The 18,844-nt window shown below is 57.7% G+C and carries 22 protein-coding genes and 3 tRNA genes; 14 read left to right on the top strand and 11 right to left on the bottom strand.

The window, feature by feature from the left end:
• Positions 1-4: 4 nt before the first annotated feature.
• The 4 genes from G5179_RS01995 to G5179_RS01980 all read left to right on the top strand — a co-directional run bounded on the left by G5179_RS01995 (position 5) and on the right by G5179_RS01980 (position 3,947).
• Positions 5-352, top strand: coding sequence for a glucose PTS transporter subunit EIIB (locus G5179_RS01995; RefSeq protein WP_042080911.1), 348 nt, complete (start codon positions 5-7; stop codon positions 350-352).
• Between the two features lies 1 nt (position 353).
• Positions 354-1,532: a glycoside hydrolase family 53 protein gene (locus G5179_RS01990; protein ID WP_421257776.1), complete on the top strand. Its 1,179-nt coding sequence runs from the start codon at positions 354-356 to the stop codon at positions 1,530-1,532.
• Positions 1,533-1,576: 44 nt separating this feature from the next.
• Positions 1,577-2,989, top strand: coding sequence for a pyruvate kinase PykF (gene pykF / locus G5179_RS01985; RefSeq protein ID WP_421257775.1), 1,413 nt, complete (start codon positions 1,577-1,579; stop codon positions 2,987-2,989).
• A 547-nt stretch (positions 2,990-3,536) separates the two neighbouring features.
• Positions 3,537-3,947, top strand: a complete 411-nt coding sequence (locus G5179_RS01980; protein ID WP_266134617.1) for a S16 family serine protease — start codon at positions 3,537-3,539, stop codon at positions 3,945-3,947.
• 59 nt (positions 3,948-4,006) lie between these two features.
• Here the strand turns inward: G5179_RS01980 and G5179_RS01975 are convergent, their stop codons facing one another.
• The 8 genes from G5179_RS01975 to G5179_RS01940 form a co-directional block, all read right to left on the bottom strand.
• Positions 4,007-4,351 carry a type IV toxin-antitoxin system YeeU family antitoxin gene (locus G5179_RS01975; RefSeq protein ID WP_082177875.1) on the bottom strand — a complete coding sequence of 115 codons (345 nt, stop codon included), beginning with the start codon at positions 4,349-4,351 and terminating at the stop codon, positions 4,007-4,009.
• A gap of 91 nt (positions 4,352-4,442) precedes the next feature.
• Entirely contained in the window at positions 4,443-4,940 is a 498-nt protein-coding gene (gene radC, locus G5179_RS01970) for a RadC family protein (RefSeq protein WP_421257774.1), read from the bottom strand.
• A 111-nt stretch (positions 4,941-5,051) separates the two neighbouring features.
• A complete protein-coding gene (locus tag G5179_RS01965) occupies positions 5,052-5,309 on the bottom strand; it encodes a hypothetical protein (RefSeq protein ID WP_100654382.1) in 258 nt (85 codons plus the stop codon).
• The gene (locus tag G5179_RS01960) at positions 5,302-5,712 is read right to left on the bottom strand and encodes a hypothetical protein (RefSeq protein WP_421257773.1); all 411 of its coding nucleotides are present in this window, start codon (positions 5,710-5,712) and stop codon (positions 5,302-5,304) included. Before G5179_RS01960 ends, G5179_RS01965 begins: the two co-directional genes overlap by 8 nt.
• Before the next feature lie 9 nt (positions 5,713-5,721).
• The gene (locus G5179_RS01955) at positions 5,722-6,147 is read right to left on the bottom strand and encodes a DUF2787 domain-containing protein (protein ID WP_100654380.1); all 426 of its coding nucleotides are present in this window, start codon (positions 6,145-6,147) and stop codon (positions 5,722-5,724) included.
• A gap of 19 nt (positions 6,148-6,166) precedes the next feature.
• Positions 6,167-6,514: a YkvA family protein gene (locus tag G5179_RS01950; RefSeq protein WP_100654379.1), complete on the bottom strand. Its 348-nt coding sequence runs from the start codon at positions 6,512-6,514 to the stop codon at positions 6,167-6,169.
• A gap of 83 nt (positions 6,515-6,597) precedes the next feature.
• Positions 6,598-7,047, bottom strand: a complete 450-nt coding sequence (locus G5179_RS01945) for a hypothetical protein (RefSeq protein ID WP_421257772.1) — start codon at positions 7,045-7,047, stop codon at positions 6,598-6,600.
• Between the two features lie 48 nt (positions 7,048-7,095).
• Complete coding sequence (locus tag G5179_RS01940; RefSeq protein WP_042658366.1) at positions 7,096-7,431, bottom strand: hypothetical protein; 336 nt, start codon at positions 7,429-7,431, stop codon at positions 7,096-7,098.
• Positions 7,432-7,638: 207 nt separating this feature from the next.
• Between G5179_RS01940 and G5179_RS01935 the strand changes: the two genes are divergently transcribed.
• Positions 7,639-7,989, top strand: a complete 351-nt coding sequence (locus G5179_RS01935; RefSeq protein WP_101530889.1) for a helix-turn-helix domain-containing protein — start codon at positions 7,639-7,641, stop codon at positions 7,987-7,989.
• Positions 7,990-8,000: 11 nt separating this feature from the next.
• Here G5179_RS01935 and G5179_RS01930 read toward each other — a convergent pair whose 3' ends face one another.
• From G5179_RS01930 to G5179_RS01920, 3 genes are all read right to left on the bottom strand, one after another.
• On the bottom strand, positions 8,001-8,981 hold the full coding sequence (locus G5179_RS01930; protein WP_421257771.1) for a hypothetical protein: 981 nt from the start codon (positions 8,979-8,981) through the stop codon (positions 8,001-8,003).
• Positions 8,978-9,967: a YqaJ viral recombinase family protein gene (locus G5179_RS01925; protein WP_421257770.1), complete on the bottom strand. Its 990-nt coding sequence runs from the start codon at positions 9,965-9,967 to the stop codon at positions 8,978-8,980. Before G5179_RS01925 ends, G5179_RS01930 begins: the two co-directional genes overlap by 4 nt.
• 94 nt (positions 9,968-10,061) lie before the next feature.
• Positions 10,062-11,012: a DUF932 domain-containing protein gene (locus tag G5179_RS01920; RefSeq protein ID WP_421257769.1), complete on the bottom strand. Its 951-nt coding sequence runs from the start codon at positions 11,010-11,012 to the stop codon at positions 10,062-10,064.
• Between the two features lie 611 nt (positions 11,013-11,623).
• On the opposite strand from G5179_RS01920, the gene pncC reads away from it, so the two are divergent.
• The 9 genes from pncC to G5179_RS01875 all read left to right on the top strand — a co-directional run bounded on the left by pncC (position 11,624) and on the right by G5179_RS01875 (position 18,844).
• Positions 11,624-12,115, top strand: coding sequence for a nicotinamide-nucleotide amidase (gene pncC / locus G5179_RS01915; protein ID WP_421257768.1), 492 nt, complete (start codon positions 11,624-11,626; stop codon positions 12,113-12,115).
• A gap of 80 nt (positions 12,116-12,195) precedes the next feature.
• Positions 12,196-13,260: a recombinase RecA gene (gene recA / locus G5179_RS01910; protein ID WP_005348744.1), complete on the top strand. Its 1,065-nt coding sequence runs from the start codon at positions 12,196-12,198 to the stop codon at positions 13,258-13,260.
• A gap of 44 nt (positions 13,261-13,304) precedes the next feature.
• Positions 13,305-13,814, top strand: coding sequence for a regulatory protein RecX (locus tag G5179_RS01905; RefSeq protein ID WP_139405140.1), 510 nt, complete (start codon positions 13,305-13,307; stop codon positions 13,812-13,814).
• Positions 13,815-14,109: 295 nt separating this feature from the next.
• Complete coding sequence (alaS, locus tag G5179_RS01900) at positions 14,110-16,734, top strand: alanine--tRNA ligase (protein WP_139405126.1); 2,625 nt, start codon at positions 14,110-14,112, stop codon at positions 16,732-16,734.
• Between the two features lie 16 nt (positions 16,735-16,750).
• Complete coding sequence (locus G5179_RS01895) at positions 16,751-17,989, top strand: aspartate kinase (protein WP_111809428.1); 1,239 nt, start codon at positions 16,751-16,753, stop codon at positions 17,987-17,989.
• A 103-nt stretch (positions 17,990-18,092) separates the two neighbouring features.
• The gene (gene csrA / locus G5179_RS01890) at positions 18,093-18,281 is read left to right on the top strand and encodes a carbon storage regulator CsrA (protein WP_005336053.1); all 189 of its coding nucleotides are present in this window, start codon (positions 18,093-18,095) and stop codon (positions 18,279-18,281) included.
• A gap of 213 nt (positions 18,282-18,494) precedes the next feature.
• A tRNA-Ser gene (locus tag G5179_RS01885) sits at positions 18,495-18,587 on the top strand.
• A gap of 3 nt (positions 18,588-18,590) precedes the next feature.
• Positions 18,591-18,667 (top strand) — tRNA-Arg (locus tag G5179_RS01880).
• Positions 18,668-18,767: 100 nt separating this feature from the next.
• Positions 18,768-18,844, top strand: a tRNA-Arg gene (locus tag G5179_RS01875).

Below are 18,844 nucleotides of genomic sequence, written 5' to 3'. Positions count from 1 at the left end.
TCAAATGGTCAAGATGCAGGACTTCAAGCGGCTGTTCGCCGCGGCCCTCGGCCACAAGGAGGAGAAATCGGCCGAGGCACCGCTCTCCGGGCTGGACGAAGCGGCCATCACCGCGCTCATCGCTGCCTTTGGCGGGCGCGACAACATCGTGGGCTTTGACGCCTGCCTGACCCGGCTGCGGGTCAGGGTCAATGCCTTGCAGCCGGTCGACAGCGAGGCGCTGCAGCGTCTCGGCGCCATAGGCGTCATCATCATCGGCGACGAGGTGCAGGCCATCTTCGGCAAACGCTCGGACAACCTGCGTCGTGATCTCGGTCAGTGGTTCGAGCTGCACGAGCCGGAGCAGCACTAGGATGCGCCCCCCGCTGAGCTGGCCACTGTTGGTCATGCTGGGAGCCATCAGTGCAGGGGCTGGTGCCGCTCCTCATAACCTGGCTATCCGAGGGGCGGATGTCTCCACCCTAGCCGAACTCGAGCGCCTGGGCGTTCACTATCAAGACGGAACGCGGCAGGGGGATTTGCTAACCCTGATGCGCAAGCGTGGCCTCAACCTGGTACGCCTGCGGCTGTGGGTCGATCCCCGTTCGGCCAAGGGGGAACCCTTTGGTGGTGGCAACAATGACTTGGAAAAGGTGATTGCACTGGCGCAGCGAAGCCGGTCCCTCAACCTGCCCTGGTTGCTCGATCTTCATTACAGCGACTTCTGGGCCGACCCTGGCAAGCAGCACACGCCACGGACCTGGCGAGGCAAGTCGGATGCAGAGCTGGCGGCAATGCTGCACGATTACAGCGCCGCCGTGATACAACGCCTGCGCGAGGCCGGGGTGCAACCGCAAATGGTGCAGGTCGGCAACGAACTCAATAACGGCATGCTGTGGCCGCAGGGGCAACTACACCGGCAAGAAGAAGAGGAGGGGTTCGATCGATTAGCCCAGTTGCTCAAGGCGGCCATCGCCGGGATCCGTGCTGGCAGCGAGGGGGGTATCACCCCACGACTGATGCTACATCTTGCTGAAGGAGGGGATGAGGCTCAGTGCCTACGCTGGTTCAAGGCGATGCAGGTACGCGATGTGCCGTTCGATCTGGTGGGTATCTCCTTCTACCCATATTGGCACGGATCTCTGGGCGACCTCTCGCGCACCATGAACAGCCTTGCCACCCAAATCAGGCGTCCGCTGCTGGTCGTTGAGACCGCCTATGGGCATGACACCGTCAACCAGGACGAGGTTCGTAACGCCTTCGGTGAGCAGGAGGCCGTACGCGGCGGGTTTGCTGCGACGCCCGAGGGGCAACTAGCGTTTCTCGATGCACTGCGTGCTGCTATTGCCGCAGTGCCGGATCAGCTCGGGCTCGGGTTTGTCTATTGGGAGCCGGGCTGGATCCGGGTCCCCGGCGACAGTTGGGCCAGTCGCGCTGGCATGGCGTTCCTCGGGATAGATGAGCCCCTCGGCAATGGCTGGGAGAACCAGGCCCTGTTTGATCGGGAGGGCAGAGGACTGCCGGCGTTGGCCGCCTTTGGCCTGACCCGCTGACTATTTCATATTAAAGAGATGACAACAGCACCATGAAGATTGACATGAAAAAGACCAAAATTGTCTGCACCATCGGTCCGAAGACCGAATCCAAAGAAATGCTGGCCAAAATGCTGGACGCCGGCATGAACGTCATGCGCCTGAACTTCTCCCACGGTGACTACGCCGAGCACGGCAGCCGCATCAGCAACCTGCGCGCTGTGATGGCAGAGACCGGCAAGCACGCTGCTATCCTGCTGGACACCAAGGGTCCGGAAATCCGTACCATGAAGCTGGAAGGCGGCAACGACGTCGCGCTGGTCGCTGGCCAGACTTTCACCTTCACCACCGACCAGACCGTGGTTGGCAACAAAGACAAAGTGGCCGTGACCTATGCAGGTTTCGCCAACGATCTGCGCGTCGGCAACCGCATCCTGGTTGATGACGGCCTGATCGGTCTGGACGTTATCGAAATCACCGAGCGCGAAGTTATCTGTAAAGTGCTGAACAACGGTGACCTGGGCGAGAACAAAGGCGTTAACCTGCCGGGCGTCTCCATCAAGCTGCCGGCCCTGGCCGAGAAAGACAAGCGCGACCTGATCTTCGGTTGCGAGCAAGGCGTTGATTTCGTTGCTGCTTCTTTCATCCGCAAGAAAGAAGACGTTCTGGAAATCCGTGAGCACCTGAAGGCCCACGGTGGCGAGAACATCCAGATCATCTCCAAGATCGAAAACCAGGAAGGTCTGGACAACTTCGACGAGATCCTGGCTGTTTCCGACGGCATCATGGTTGCTCGTGGCGACATGGGTGTAGAGATCCCGGTTGAAGAGGTTATCTTCGCCCAGAAGATGATCATCGCCAAGTGCAACAAAGCCCGCAAAGTGGTTATCACTGCCACCCAGATGCTGGACTCCATGATCAAGAACCCGCGTCCGACCCGCGCCGAAGCTGGTGACGTGGCCAACGCCATCCTGGACGGTACCGACGCAGTGATGCTGTCCGGTGAATCCGCCAAGGGTAAGTACCCGCTGGAAGCCGTGACCATCATGGCCACCATCTGCGAGCGTACCGATGCCGTGATGCCGTCCAACCTGTCTGCTGCCAACGACAGCAACAAGCTGCGCATCACCGAAGCCGTATGTAAAGGCGCCGTAGAGACCTCCGAGAAGCTGGACGCCCCGCTGATCGTGGTCGCTACCGAAGGCGGCAAATCTGCCAAGGCCATTCGCAAGTACTTCCCGAAAGCCTGGATCCTGGCTATCACCACCAACAAGAAAACTGCTGCCCAGCTGGTTCTGACCAAGGGTGTGGTTGCCCACGTGGTTGACAGCATCGCCTCTACCGACGATTTCTATCGCATCGGTAAAGAAGCCGCGCTGGAAATCGGCATGGGTCTGAAAGGTGACGTGGTTGTGATGGTCTCCGGTGCTCTGGTACCGAGCGGCACAACTAACACCGCCTCCGTGCATATACTCTGAGCGGGAGTCGAGTCTTTTTAGTCCCATACTAGACTTAAACATTCTTAGCTAACTTCTAACTACTCAGAACCCGTGATGCACCATATCACGGGTTCTGTATTTCAAGAGGGGTACGCATATGTTATAAATATGCGCTATCTTACCGCCTTGATATCACTGCAGAAAACGTGGTTTACCACCTTTCCATCTTCTGCGGGGCACTTCCATTTTACCTATGCTTCTGAAGAGCTCATACATCACAGTCAGTAGCATTTCATCAAATTTGAGCAAATAGTTCAGCACATTATGCAATAGCAGATGACGTTCTTCTAAGTCATCGTGATACACCATGCTAATATCGTATATTCCCTACTCCTCAAACTTATTCCTATACGCATTACAGTTGTAATATGTTCTGGGTGCACTGCTCAGTGATTTCCAGCCTTGGCCTAATCGACGCCAAAGGTTAATATCAGTGACGGCGTATCGTTTGTGGGCACGGATGGCGCCAGATAACGGCAAGCATTAAACCTCAGGCCTAGGTTCCAATACGCCAGCGAAGGAGGCGATCCGGGTCGGTTTCGATTACTTCAAAGGCAACCTGAATCGGGTCAGCGCAACGGCCAAGTTCTCCGAGCATGAGTACCATTTGCATGTGGTCGAGCTACATAACTCCGGCCCTAGCACCAAAACCAGTCTGGCCGCGCTGGTGGCGTTTTGTTCCATTCTGATGGGCAAGCCGGTGCAGGAGCAGATGGTGGTGCTGGGTGACATGACGCTAGGCGGTGTGGTCAATCCGGTTGAGGATTTGGCTGGCAGTCTGCAACTGGCAATGGACAGTGGCGGAAAACGAGTATTACTGCCGATGGCGTCAGCCTCGGATATTCCAACCGTACCGGCGGAGATCTTCTCCAAGTTTCAAATCAGCTTTTATGCTGATCCGGTGGATGCCGTCTACAAGGCATTAGGGGTTCAGTAGTCAGCCAAAAAAAGAAGTCTCAGGTAGGGTGAGCTACATGCTCACCCTCTGCCTCAGATTTATCTTTTCGTGGCTTGAACATTACCGCATTCCTGCCGGTAGACATCCAGATAGAGATATCCGTAGCTGGCTTTGGGATTAGCCAGACATACCCATTCCCCTTGCTGCAACGTCACCAATTTATCTTGGTCACTCAGTAGTTCTCCTTGTTGAAAGAGCTTGCTAAGGCGCTCAATAAAACTCGGTATAACGGTATCAATGTCGGTGAGCCATTGCTCGTCAGCATCGCCATAGACGCCGCAGCGATCCCAAAGCAGGGAAACCCTGCTTCGTTCAACAATTGCACGTGCGCCAAAACGTGGTTGAACTTGGGTGTGTAATCCCCAACTCCCTATGGTTCCCATTTTCTGTGTACTCCTAATGATGGTAAGTCGTTGTAGAGCTCACTGCTGGCCATGCCTTCTTCCTCCATGGGCTCCCTGACCGGCGTGGTAGTTACAAATTCCCTCGTTCCGCCAGCGACACCACACCCTCAGTACCGACGACCAGATGATCCAAAATCCGGATATCCACCAGTGCCAGGGCATTCTGTAGGCGCAGGGTGATCTCGATATCTGCCCGGCTGGGTTCCGGGTATCCCGACGGGTGGTTATGCACCAGCATCAGGGCGGCAGCATTGTGGGGCAGTGCTCGCTTGACGACATCGCGGGGGTAGATGGTCGCAGCGGACAGGGTGCCAAGGAACAGTTCCTCGTAGGCCAGGATCCGGTGTTGGTTATCGAGGAACAGTGCCGCAAAAACTTCTCGATCTCGTGTTTGCAGCAGCCCTTGCAGGGCCTGATGGGCCAAGTGTTTATCGGTAATAGCTTCTCCCTTGGCCAGTTTCTGCCGGGCAACAGCTTGGGCGATGGTGAGCAGGTCATCGTCGGTGACAAGGTCAGTCACCCGGTAGGTGCCGGGTTGCTCCCCGGCGGTGAGTTTTTGATGCAACATGATTAGGCTCCATACGCCATCGCCCCACCGCATTGGACGCGGCAGGCTAGGCGAAGTAGTTGGTTAATGGGTTACTGAATGGGGTGTGACCGCAGGCTTGGCTGGCTGTGTTCAGGCCGCCAAGGTGTGCGGGGTGTAGTCGTGTAGCGGAATGTGGTAACTGGTGGCGAGCATGGTGCCTAACTGGGTTAGCCAGCGGTGATCCGGATGATCGCACAGCCATTGCGCCAGTCTGTCACCCCGTTCGTTTTCATAGCGTAGATAGATAGCGTAACCGGCCACCGGCTGGCCTTGGTCATGCACTGCTTCAATCTGACCATTGTGCTCAAGATAAGCCTCCAGCTCGATGGCGATCACGGCGTTAATCATCTTCGCTCTCCTTGTCGGCGATGGGGCCACTCTCCACGACATAGCCGCGATGGGTGCAGATCCGCTGCAGGTCAGCCAGGAAACTTGCCAGTACGCGAGGCCGCTCGGTGAGCGGCACGGGTCCAGCTTGGCAACGCCAGAAACAGCGACGTTTGGGGGCGATGCAGATCTCATCTCTCGGCTGGCTCATGGTGTGCCAGTCCTCGGCATTGCTGATGGTGAGCAGTTGCCACTGCACGCCTGACCAACGGACCTGCAGGGTGACTGTGCGGATGTGTGGACTATCCGGTGTCAGGTGCAGCAGCCATCGCTGACTACTGCGGGTGGGGGTTATCTTGGCGTTGGCGACAACTTGTCCCAACCACTGACGTGAGTAGTGGGAGAGCGCTAATTCTTGGCTCATCGTGTCCTCCTAATCTCCTGCGACCGTGACGCTGAAACACTCCAACCGGCAGTAGGCAATGAAGTTGCTCTGCCAGATATCGAACAGCTCCCGCGCTTCGGCCAGCCGCAGCGGTCCCCAGCCCAGCATGGTGTGTTCCCCATCAAGGAAGTTGAAATCGAGCTCCTTGCTGAGCTCGGCATCCGAGCCCAGCCCTTGATAACTGAAGTCGGTGACGTAATCGAACAGCCAGCCATCGAGCCCACGGATCAGCCGGATCTCGACTGGGTGCACGCCGCCTTGAGCGGCACTGTAGCCGGGGTTACGAAAGTTGAAGGTCAGTTGGGTTAAGCGCTCGATGTCGAGCTCGGTTTTAGCGACTTCTTGGTTGAGCAGAACCAGCAAAGCTTGGGCAACGGGCAGGGCAAAGCCCTCCCGGAAAAAGGGAATGGCCATGGTGTACTCCTTGTGGGGGTTAATCTTGGTCGAACAGCTCGCGCATTTTTTTGGCCACACGGGCACGGATCTGTTCATCAATAAAGGCGGCAATGCTGGCGAGAGCTGCACTCAGTACCGCGATGTCATCGGTGAGTCCCATCGGCAACACATCCGGGATCGCATCAATGGGCGATATAAAGTAGGCCAGCGCACTGTAAATCAGGAGCTTGGCCCAAAGCGGCAGATCATCCTTTTGGCTGGTGTAGTAGAGCAACAGGCAGGTCTCGATAAAGGGCCGACCGGCACGTTTGGCAAAGGCCCAGAGTTTGTGCCAAAAGCCTTGGTGATCGAACGGCTCGCATTCAGGGGGAATGCAGGGGGGCATAGTGCGTCTCCTTCAAGAGTGGGTGAATGGCAGAAATAAAAAGAGGAGGCAAATGCCTCCTCTTGGATGGGAATGGGTGTGACCTATTGGTCCCACATCAAGCAGTTAAACTCGGGGGTATTGGTGGCGGGCAGAACTGATGCCACCTCTTGGGTCGGCAGTGCGAGCTGCTTGCCGTCAGCCGTCAAAATTCTGATCGACTTGGCCTTGCGTAGCTTGCCCCACATGTCGAAGAAATTGTTCTCACCGACACGGGACTCGGTCTCATAGGGCGCATCGTATTGGCTGCCATCGACGACGATGGAGAAAGCCTGCCCAGCATAAGAGCCGTACTCCTTGCCCTGCACGGTGGCCGTCATGCTGACCTTGCGGGTGTCATTACAGGCGATATAGAGGTTGTTTTGCTCGTTGACCACCGCCGTGTATTCGCTGGTGCCCTGACCCCAGCCGCTGCTCCAGCGTCCGGCCTCGCCATACGCCATGGCGTTGCCGCACAGCAGCAGTGCTGTTGAGGTAATGAAGAGTTTTTTCATCCCTGTGACTCCTAAAGGCTCAAGGATTTAGATGAGCCATTAACGTGGTTATTTTTTGTAAAGCACGCTGAGTGAGTTATCCACCAAGTGCTTAACGATTTCATAGTCTGGATTGTAAGTGGCGAGATTATGTGCCGCGATGGTGACGGCAGATGCGATCCCGGCTAGACCGGTAATACCGCCAAAGACGCTGGCCCCTGCTGCGGCGATCCGGCCCTTGGTATACACCCGGCATTTCAGCCCGGCAGGTTCGATGCTGTTTTCAAGTTTTGTCACAGCGGCGCTCATACGCCCAGATAGCCCCACGACTTCGAAAGATTTTCGTGCACGGATCAGTGAGGCCAGCTTGTCAGTACCTAGATCTTCATAAGTCAGTCTTTCCATGTTTTGTTTCCTTGGTCGTTTAGTAAAAGGGTCTTATGGAGCCCACCTGTTGCGAGTTGGTCACGCTGGTTTATTGGTTGAGGGCCTCGCATCTGTGTCAAATCAGCACCAATTGCCGTTTATGGACTCATTAAGTCTTTAGTCTACCTTTTGAGTCCTTATCGTCAATGGGTCCATGGTCAACCATAGAGGTTGACTGGAGGACCCATGACAGATATCAACCTTGAGCTGTTAGCCAAGAGCGTTGGCAAGGCGATCAGCCACAAGCGTACTCAAGCCGGATTCACGCAAGAGCATGTGGCTGAACACCTCAATATCGGGATGGAAGCCGTCTCTCGAATGGAGCGGGGAATTGTGGTGCCGACCGTGGTGCGGCTGGCGGAGCTCGCTCAACTGTTTGGTTGTGAGCTAGCCGACTTTCTGCGTGAGACCAGTAACCGCCCGACCGAGCAGGGCATTGTGCTGAGCCAGCAACTGGCTCGGCTCGATGATGCTGACCGAACCCTGTTGCTGGAAACGGTAGAACGGTTGGTGGAGCGGTTGGCGCGTCCCCGCTGATCACCCGCCATTCACTGGGGAGGGGATGGGTTCCCTTTCCCCAATTTGTTGGTGAGTGGACTCCTTCTTGGTTGCGGCCTCTGTGGCGTTCTGGTTGCTTGGCTTTGCGGTGCGGCATGCGAAGTAGTCGCCTCCACACCAGCGTTACCATTCGCCGTCTCGTCGCTGTTGGTTTCGGGATAGAACTCCTCCAGCAGCATCGGTACCTCTTCATCAATATCCTCAAACTGGCCGTTACGCAGCAGCTCACGAGCGGCTTGCTCCATCTGGTCGATTGCAAGGCCTGCCTCCTGGTCACGCTGGGCCGCCTCCTGTGCGAGCCTGACTGCCTCGGTCAGGTTGGTTTCCTCCCGCAAGGTTAAATCCACGTAGTAGACCGGGGTGCGGTAGGACTGGGTGGTGCTCTTGGCCCGCAGCCGTAGAGTGAGCGGCAGATAGCGGGTATGGCCCCCGCTCACAGCCTCCAGGTACTTCAGTCGAGCCGCCAGAGTGCGCACCGAGTTGTAGCCGGTGGTGCGGAAGATAAAGCTACCCAGCTCATCCCCTTGCCCCTCCACAAACAGGTTCAGTCGACCGTACAGCTTGCAGCCCTGTTGCCCTGCAAAGGCGCAGCGCTCTGGTCCAGGGCAGCTGACTTCCTCCATGCCTTGCGCCCCCACTCGTCTCGCCACCTCCCCATTCCCGACACACAACGGCCTGCCGGTTTGACGGTCAAAGGCGCTATATTCCGCCCGTAGATTCAAGTCGCTATCGTTGAACAGCACCCGCACCGGAATGGCGCGGATCTTGGTTTGTTCCTGCCCTTGGCCACTCTTTTGCGATGAGTAGTGTTGATGCAGGGGATGGAGTAACCATCCCCCTTTTTGTTGTACCTGGGTGGTGAGGGTGAAGCTGTCGTCCTTCTCCGGTACCCATTTATCCTGTTTTTGCACCAGCTTGCCGATGCAGATCCGCCCGATCACGGGCGGGGTGATCGCCAGTCCTTTGATCATGGAGTTTGCCTCAAGGGTTGAATGGTGAAACGGCGCACGCCGGGCACCGGTTTGACGTAACGGGTGAGCAGGTCGGGATGATCCTGACCGAGCTTATCCAGATCCGGCGCCAGCCGGTCTTTGCTGCGCTTCCAGGTGATCTTGCCATCGGCAAACAGCCCGGCTGTCGCTTCACCCAAGGTGGCTTGCAGCCGCTGCTTGAGCTGCGACTCCTGCAGCTCGACAGCTTCCTTCTGCTGACGCAATCGCAGCAGCTCCCCAAACAGCTGGTTGAACTCGGGAGAATCGGAGAGATCTACCGTCTGGCCATCGTCACGCGGAAACAGCCAGCTCAGGGCATTGGCGGCATCATTGGAGCCGTCAGGCTCGGGCTGCTGGTCTTGTTGCACCATCTGCCAGAACTGCGCTTCCCGCTCGGTGAGATCCTGGATCTTCTCCTCATCGCGCTCGATGCGGTAAATCCGAAAATCCTGGCCGCCGATCAGCACTGCCACCTCAGCCCAGGCATGGCCGGTAACCGCCAATTGATGCAGTACCTGACACTGATAAGCCACCGGCACTCCTTCCTCCCACTGGGGAGCGCTGTGATAGCTGGCGGTCTTGATCTCCAGAATGCCCGGCCCATCGGGATGGCCGACTACCTCCCGATCGAGGTTGGCGAGCATGAAAGGATGCTCGGGGTGTTGCAGTACCGCATTGACCCGTCGAACCTTGTAGCCAGTGCGTTTGGCATAGACCTGCGCCAACACCGGCTCCAGCTCAATGCCCCACAGCACCGCGTCCTTGTGGGAGATATCCTCTGGCTCCTTGCGACCGGTCTTTTCCAGCCACAGGCTGAGCGGACATTTGTAGGGAGAGAGCCCCACTGCCACGGCGGCATCGGAGGAGCCAATGCCGAGCTTGCGGATAGCGAGCCACTGCTCGCGGGTTAACTGGGTAGTAGAGGCTAGCCGCAGGGCTTGGCCGTATTTGGCTTTTGATTTCATGACTATTCCTTGTTGACGGCATAAATGGCGACGCCCGGATTGGCTTGCGCCAGTCCGGGTGAGGTCGTTATGCGGTTTGAATGGGGAAGCGTAATTACTGCAGCAGAGTGAGTGCCTGATTCAAGGCTTGGGATTTGAGTTGGGCGCCCTGACCGAACCAGGCGGAATCGAGCCGGTGATCCTGGCTGCGGGCACGGCGGTGGTGATCCACGTATTCAGTGACCGCATTGACCAGCCCCCAGGCGGTATTGCGGGAGCTCGCAAGTTCTGAGCCCATGCCTGCACCCTGATAGAGCTCATGCAGTCGTTGTACCGGCTTGGTGAGAATGATGTTCTCCTCATCGAGCGGTTGCGCCAGCAAGTCGCTGAAAAAGCGCAGCGCCTCTTCGGGGGTGACGGGCCGTTGTGCCAATTCCTTAGTCTGGACTTTGAACTCATCCCAATGGGAGAGCCCCAGCCCGAGCGACTCTTTGACGGCAGCGGCATCGAACTGAGTAGAGTGGGGCACCTTGATGGCGCCGGTAGCACCGCGCAGTGCCATCTGTAGGGTGTTGTTGCAGACTACCCGCAGCGAGGTGAACTGCGCCGTGGTGCAGAGCGTGCCGTCGCAGCTGGTCGCCAGCAGCAGATAGGACTTTACCAAGTCATTGCCTTTGAGTTTTAGATCCTGGCCGGTCTTAGCGAGTGCCCACAGCTTGCGGCCGCCTTTGAGCGAACCAGCAGTCTCCAGCTCAAAGCCACCGGCTTCCACTAGATCTTGATAGAAGTGCAGCACCTCGTGAGGCTGTACCACGTTGTAGCGGCTTGAGACCACCGACAGAGGGGTGAGGGTATCGGAGCGATACAGCACCTTGCTATCGCTGTAGGGACGGATATGCAGTGCATCGGAGGCGACGTTAAACATCACGTCGCTCTGCTCGATGGTCCAATCCATCCCGGCTGCCTGTAGCCAGATATCGAGAGATTGTTGCGGAGGCAAAACATTGCCAAGGCCATGCCAAGGGGTTTGGCCGGTGTAGGCCATGGTGTCGATCAGGTGAGCCATATCTCCTCCAGGAATTGTGAAATGCAGACATTCAGCCTGCTAACTCATGTAGGTGATATAGGTTTGAAATTTCATTGAATAGGATGTAGTCGTGTTTTTATTTGTGTGCGCTGTTAAGCAGCATACTGGTTGTTATGTTTGGACAATGCCCTTCATTGGGGATGTGGGTGCAGGATTGGTAAAAGAGGCTCAATCATGAAGGGTGTTCATAGCGTAGGTTAAAGCGTAGAAAGATAGATAAATTTCAAAAAAGCACATTAAAATCAACATGTAAACACCCTTGCATCATGGGCGTGTGGGCGCTCAGATTTGCGCCGGGAGCGGAGCCTGTGGCGCCGCTGGCTTGGTGTTGTGCGGTCATGTTCTGTTCCAGAAGGGGCCTCTGCGGGCCAGTGTCTGCGGTGATGAGCCTTGAGCTTGATGGCGCCATTCTACACATAAGCGCCGCGCCGGGGGAGCGGGTGTTCCGGGCGCGGTTGTTCTGCACTATTGAAGGCATGACACAGGTGCGGCACCGCAAATTACGGCAGGCAAGGGCGGTCTGCCGTGGTTGCGGGCGGCGCTAGCGGGATCGCATAATATGCCTCTTAAGCGGATCAGAAGGAGTCGTGATGAAACTGGATGCAGAGATAGAGCACCTTGCCATCGAGCTGGGACGGGCCCTTGGCCAGCGTGGCTGGCTGGCGACGACCGCCGAATCCTGTACCGGCGGCGGGGTGGCCAGCGCCATCACCGACATCGCGGGCAGTTCCGGCTGGTTCGATCGCGGATTTGTCACCTACACCAACGAGGCCAAGCAGCAGATGTTGGGGGTGAGCGACGAGAGTCTTGAGCGGCACGGCGCGGTGAGCGAGGCGGTGGTGCTGGAGATGGCCCGCGGCGCGCTGGCGCACTCGTCTGCCTCCATCAGCGTTGCTATCAGTGGCATCGCCGGCCCCGGCGGCGCCACCGAGGGCAAGCCGGTCGGCACCGTCTGGTTCGCCTGGGCCGACCGCAATGGCCGTCACCACTCCCTGCTCGCCCGCTTCGACGGGGATCGCCGGCAGGTACGTCAGCAGGCGGTGAGACAGGCCTTGTCGGGTCTGTTGGCCCTGCTCAGATAAATTGGGCTTGATACTGTATGAATAGACAGTATACTTAGCCCAACTTCACTTCTTACTCACGATTTCCAGCGGAGATTGGCATGGATCAGAACAAACAGAAGGCACTGGCGGCTGCGCTGGGTCAGATTGAAAAGCAGTTCGGCAAAGGTTCCATCATGCGTCTGGGCGACAGCAAGACCATGGATATCGAAGCCATCTCTACCGGTTCCCTCTCGCTGGACGTGGCGCTGGGCATTGGCGGTCTGCCGTGTGGCCGTATCGTCGAGATCTACGGCCCGGAATCTTCCGGTAAAACCACCCTCACCCTGCAGGTGATTGCGGAAGCCCAGAAGAAAGGCAAAACCTGTGCCTTCGTCGATGCGGAACACGCTCTCGACCCTATCTACGCTGCCAAGCTGGGCGTCAACGTCGACGACCTGCTCATCTCCCAGCCGGATACCGGCGAACAGGCGCTGGAAATCTGCGACATGCTGGTGCGCTCCAATGCGGTTGACGTCATCATCGTCGACTCCGTGGCGGCCCTGACGCCGAAAGCGGAAATCGAAGGGGAGATGGGTGATTCCCACGTTGGCCTGCAGGCTCGTCTGATGTCCCAGGCGCTGCGCAAACTGACCGCCAACATCAAGAACGCCAACTGCCTGTGCATCTTCATCAACCAGATCCGGATGAAGATCGGCGTTATGTTTGGTAGCCCGGAGACCACCACAGGTGGTAACGCGCTCAAGTTCTACGCCTCCGTGCGTCTGGATATCCGTCGTATCGGCGCCATCAAGGAAGGTGACGAAGTGGTCGGTAACGAGACTCGCGTCAAAGTGGTCAAGAACAAAGTTGCCCCGCCCTTCAAGCAGGCTGAATTCCAGATCTTCTACGGCGCCGGTATCTCCAAAGAGGGCGAGCTGGTGGATCTCGGCGTCAAGCACAAGCTGATCGACAAGGCCGGCGCCTGGTACAGCTACAACGGTGAGAAGATCGGTCAGGGCAAGGCCAACGTGATGAAGCTGTTCGCCGAGAACAAGGTGATGGCTGGTGAAGTGGAAGCCCGCCTGCGCGAGCTGCTGCTCTCCGGCGCAGTGCCTGTCGATGACAAGGCTGCACCGGTTGAGGCAGACGAGTTCGATGCCGAAAGCGAACAAGAGTTCGAATAAGGAACAAAGGAAGGCCGGGTAGATACCCGGCCTTGTTATTTATGATGGTTGATGAATCCGTTACCGAACCGGTCGAGCCTGCCGAACCGACCTTTGCCGAGCAGCTTGCCGCCGCCCGCGCCTTTGCCATGCGCAGTTTGGCCCGCCGCGAGAGTGCCGAGTCAGAGCTGGCCAACCGGCTGCGCCAGCAGGGCTTCAATGAAGAGGTGATCGAGGCGGTGGTCGACTACTGCCGCGGTTACAACTGGGTCAATGACGAACGTTACGGCGGTATGGCTGTACGTGCCGGTGCCGCCAAAGGGCATGGCCCCATAAAGATCCGCTTCGATCTGCGCCGCAAGGGGCTCGACGATATGCAGATTGATGCCGCATTCGATCAGCCGGAGCTGGACTGGTTCGAACTGGCGTTTGCCCTGCTCGAACGGCGCGCCCGGATGGCCGATCTGGCGGATTTCAAGCTGCGGATGAAGTGGCTCAAATATCTGCTGGGGCGCGGCTTTACCCAGGATCAGGCCCGTTATGCCATCTCGGCCCTGCAGGAGCGGGAGGAGTAACGCCACTGCGTGGTAACAGCCGTCTTACCTCTCCTTGTGGCCGGTTTTTCCTGCCGGCTCAGTAGGTTGCGAGCGCAATCCCGAAAAAGCGGCCTTTTGTTCATCTCATCCCTCTTTCTGCGCTGCTTTTTTGCCTCTCGACAGTGAAAAAAGCCACTGTGGGCAGCGGCGCTCTTCTCTGGCCCGTTTATGTGCGCTTTTTCGCCCGTGGCGGCCCTGTCCGTTTTACTTTACCCCGCAGAAAACTTACATTAATGCGGTTAAAAGTCCGTATTCGAATCAAGCAGGATTTTCCATGTATATGTCCACGTCAGAGATTCGCGCTGCGTTTCTCGAGTATTTCCGTTCCCAGGGGCACCAGGTTGTCTCCTCCAGCTCGCTGGTACCGCATAACGACCCGACCCTGTTGTTTACCAACGCGGGTATGAACCAGTTCAAGGATGTGTTCCTTGGCGCAGACAAGCGTGCCTACAATCGCGCGACGACTTCCCAGCGTTGCGTGCGTGCCGGTGGTAAGCACAACGATCTGGAAAACGTCGGCTATACCGCTCGTCACCACACCTTCTTCGAAATGCTGGGTAACTTCAGCTTCGGTGACTACTTCAAGCAGGATGCCATCAAGTTTGCATGGGGCTTCCTGACCGAGGTGCTGCAGCTGCCGAAAGATCGCCTGCTGGTGACCGTCTACGCGACTGACGATGAAGCTTTCGACATCTGGGAAAAAGAGGTCGGTGTCCCGGCCGATCGCATCGTGCGCATCGGTGACAACAAGGGCGCCCCTTACGCTTCCGACAACTTCTGGGCGATGGGTGATACCGGCCCGTGCGGTCCCTGTACCGAGATCTTCTATGACCACGGCGATCACATCTGGGGTGGCCGTCCCGGCTCACCGGAAGAGGATGGTGACCGTTTCATCGAGATCTGGAACGTGGTCTTCATGCAGTTCAACCGTCAGGCTGACGGCACCATGGAGCCGCTGCCGCGTCCGTCCGTGGATACCGGCATGGGTCTGGAGCGGATCTCCGCCATCATGCAGGGTGTCCACTCCAACTACGAAATCGACATCTTCCAGGCGCTGATCAAGAAAGCGGCCGAGATTGTCGGTACTACCGATCTGAGCAACCAGTCCCTGCGCGTCATCGCTGACCACATCCGCTCCTGCGCCTTCCTGGTGGCAGATGGCGTGATGCCGTCCAACGAAGGCCGTGGCTATGTGCTGCGCCGCATCATCCGCCGCGCCGTGCGTCACGGTCGCAAGCTGGGCGCTACCGATGTCTTCTTCTACAAACTGGCTGCCGAGCTGGCCGTGCAGATGAAAGACGTCGCTGCCGAGCTGATCGCCCAGCTGCCGCTGGTCGAGCGAGTGCTGCGCATCGAAGAGGAGCAGTTCGTCCGGACTCTGGATCGCGGTCTGCTGCTGCTGGAAGATGCTCTGGCCAACCTGGGCGATGCCAAGGTTATTCCGGGCGAAGTGGTGTTCAAGCTCTATGACACTTACGGCTTTCCGGCCGACCTGACTGCCGACGTGGTGCGCGAGCGCGAGATAGGCATCGACGAAGAGGGCTTCAAGGCCGAGATGGAGAAGCAGCGTGCTCGTGCCAAAGAGGCCTCGAGCTTCGGCGTGAACTACAACGAGATGCTCAAGCTCGACTTCGAGACTCCCTTCACCGGTTACAAGACCCTGACCGAGCGTACCCGTGTGGTCGGTATCTACAAGGGTGTGGAAGAGGTGAGCGGTCTTATCGCCGGTGACGAAGCGGTCATCGTGCTGGAAGAGACCCCCTTCTACGCCGAGTCCGGCGGCCAGATTGGCGACAGCGGTACCCTGAAAGTGGACGACGGCATCTTCGCCGTGACCGATACCGTCAAAGCTGGCAAGGCGATCATCCACAAGGGTTATATGGAGTTGGGCACCCTGGAGAAGGGCGCCGAAGTGGAAGCCGTGGTTGATGGCGATCGTCGCCAGGCCATCGCCCTGAACCACTCCGTGACTCACCTGCTGCACGCTGCCCTGCGTCAGGCACTGGGCGAGCATGTCACCCAGAAAGGTTCTCTGGTTGGTGCCGAGCGCATGCGCTTCGACTTCTCCCACTTCGAGGGGTTGACCATGGCGACCATTCGCCGGGTCGAGGAGCTGGTCAACAACCAGATCCGCGCCAACCACGAAATCACCACCCAGCTGATGGATCTGGAAGCGGCCAAGTCCGCCGGTGCCATGGCGCTGTTTGGTGAAAAATATGAAGACGACGTGCGCGTGGTGCGCATGGGCGACTACTCCACCGAACTGTGCGGCGGTACTCACGCCAAGCGCACCGGTGATATCGGCTTCTTCAAGATCATCGCCGAGAGCGGTATCGCAGCTGGCGTGCGCCGTATCGAAGCGGTGACCGGCAAAGCGGCCATCGACTTCATGCATCAGGTCGGCGAGCAGATCGAAGAGGCTGCTGCACTGGTGAAAGGTGACCAGTTCTGCATCGCCGACAAGGTTCGCCAGATGCTGGACAAGGCCAAGATGATGGAGCGCGAGCTGGAGCAGCTCAAGGCCAAGCTGGCCGCTCAGGCCGGTAACGACCTGCTGGGCCAGGTAATCGAGATCAACGGTCAGAAGGTGCTGGTTGCAGCGCTGGAAGGGGCCGATCCGAAATCCCTGCGCGGCATGCTGGACGAACTGAAGAACCAGATGAAGTCCGGTGTTGTGCTGCTGGCCACCTGTGCCGATGGCAAGGTCAACCTGATCGCGGGCGTCACCAACGACCTGACCGGCAAGGTCAAGGCCGGTGAGCTGGTCAATCTGGTTGCCCAGCAGGTGGGTGGCAAGGGCGGTGGCCGTCCGGACATGGCACAGGCGGGTGGTACCCAGCCTGAGGCGGTGCCGGCAGCGCTGCAATCCGTTCACTCCTGGCTGGAAGAGCGCCTGTAATCGGGCGAGGTGATCTGTGGCACTCTATGTACAGAAGTACGGCGGCACCTCGGTCGGCACACTGGAGCGGATCGAGGCGGTAGCTGAGCGGGTCGAGCAGACCCGCGCCCAGGGACACGACGTGGTGGTGGTTGTCTCCGCCATGTCGGGCGAAACCAACCGGCTGCTGGGCATGGCCCAGCAGCTGGATCCTGATGCCAACCGGCGGGAGATGGATGTACTGGTCTCCACCGGTGAGCAGGTCACCATAGCGCTGCTGGCGATCGCGTTGAACAAACGCGGTTGTCCTGCGGTCTCAATGACCGGAGATCAGGTACGGATTCACACCGATTCCGCCTATGGCAAGGCGCGCATCACCCACATCGACACCGAGCTGGTTCAGGCCGAACTGGCTGCGGGCAAGGTGGTGGTGATCGCCGGTTTCCAGGGCCGTGACGAGCATAACGCCATCACGACGCTGGGCCGCGGCGGTTCGGATACCACGGCGGTTGCCGTGGCGGCGGCCATCAAGGCCGATGAGTGCCAGATCTTTACCGATGTGGATGGGGTATACACCACGGATCCGCGCATCGAGCCCAAGGCGCGTCGTCTCGACACCATCACCTTCGAGGAGATGCTGGAGATGGCCAGTCTCGGCGCCAAGGTGCTGCAGATCCGCTCGGTGGAGTTTGCGGGCAAGTACCGCGTCCCGCTGCGGGTGCTGTCGAGCTTTATCGATGGAGAGGGAACCTTAATCACATATGGAGGTGATAGGATGGAAGCTCCCCTGGTATCCGGGATCGCTTTTAACCGCAACGAGGCCAGCCTGACCATTCTGGGCGTGCCGGACAGACCAACCGTTGCCGCGCAGATCCTGAATCCGATCAGCGACGCCAACATTGATGTCGACATGATTGTGCAGAACACCCTGGGAGATGGCACCGCCGACTTCACCTTCACGGTGAATCGTGATGACTATCGCCGCGCCCGGGCACTGCTGGAGGAGACCGCCACCGAACTTGGCGCCTCCTGCGTGCAGGGAAATGGCGAAATTGCCAAGGTTTCCATTGTCGGTGTCGGCATGTGGAACCATCCCGGTGTTGCGCGCACCATGTTCAAGGTATTGGGCGAGGAGGGGATCAACATGCAGTTGATCTCGACCTCTGAAATCAAAATCTCTGTGGTGATTGACGAGAAGTATCTGGAGTTGGCGGTGCGAGCCCTGCACGCGGCTTTCGGGTTGGATCAGGCACCGCAAGAGCAGCCCTTGGGCTAACAATCTCTGATTGATTTAGTTTCAACCATTTACCATATCGGTATCTTTGTTAGATAATGTCGCATATCGATATAAAAACAAAACAGGATACAGGAGCAAGCGAATGCTTATTTTGACTCGTCGTGTTGGGGAAACCCTGATGATTGGTGATGAAGTAACTGTCACCGTACTGGGCGTTAAAGGCAACCAGGTCCGTATCGGTGTTAACGCGCCGAAAGAGGTCTCCGTACACCGCGAAGAGATCTACCAGCGCATCCAGGCCGAGAAAGTTCCGGGCCAACCGGGCTTCTAAGCCACTTTCATGGCTGTGACAAGGCGACACCTCATGTGTCGCCTTTTGTTTTTCCGGCCCCCTGAAATTGCCCTGCAGGGCGCGAAACTGCGGGATAAGTGCCGATATTGTTTGAATATTCCACGCTTTGACCAAATGCTGAGCGAACGCACTTTTTTCTCCAAAAAAGTGTTTGACTAAAAATCCCTGTGAAGTATTATCAGCCCCGCAAACGGAGAGGTGGCCGAGAGGCTGAAGGCGCTCCCCTGCTAAGGGAGTATGCGGCTTATACCCGCATCGGGGGTTCGAATCCCCCCTTCTCCGCCATTTGCGCCCGTAGCTCAGCTGGATAGAGTACCTGGCTACGAACCAGGTGGTCAGAGGTTCGAATCCTCTCGGGCGCACCATATTACGACTCAAGCAAGAGTCATGTGTTGACCATCAGCAAGTCGACACTTTGGAAAAGGCTTACTGATAAGTAAGCTTTTTTTATCGTTTTAAAACAGGGCGCCCGTAGCTCAGCTGGATAGAGTACCTGGCTACGAACCAGGTGGTCAGAGGTTCGAATCCTCTCGGGCGCACCA

It is taken from the genome of Aeromonas sp. 600886 (assembly GCF_049174935.1).
Lineage (GTDB): Bacteria > Pseudomonadota > Gammaproteobacteria > Enterobacterales > Aeromonadaceae > Aeromonas > Aeromonas veronii_A.
Note: the sequence above shows the minus strand (reverse complement) of the source record. Positions and strands in the feature narration are given on the sequence as shown.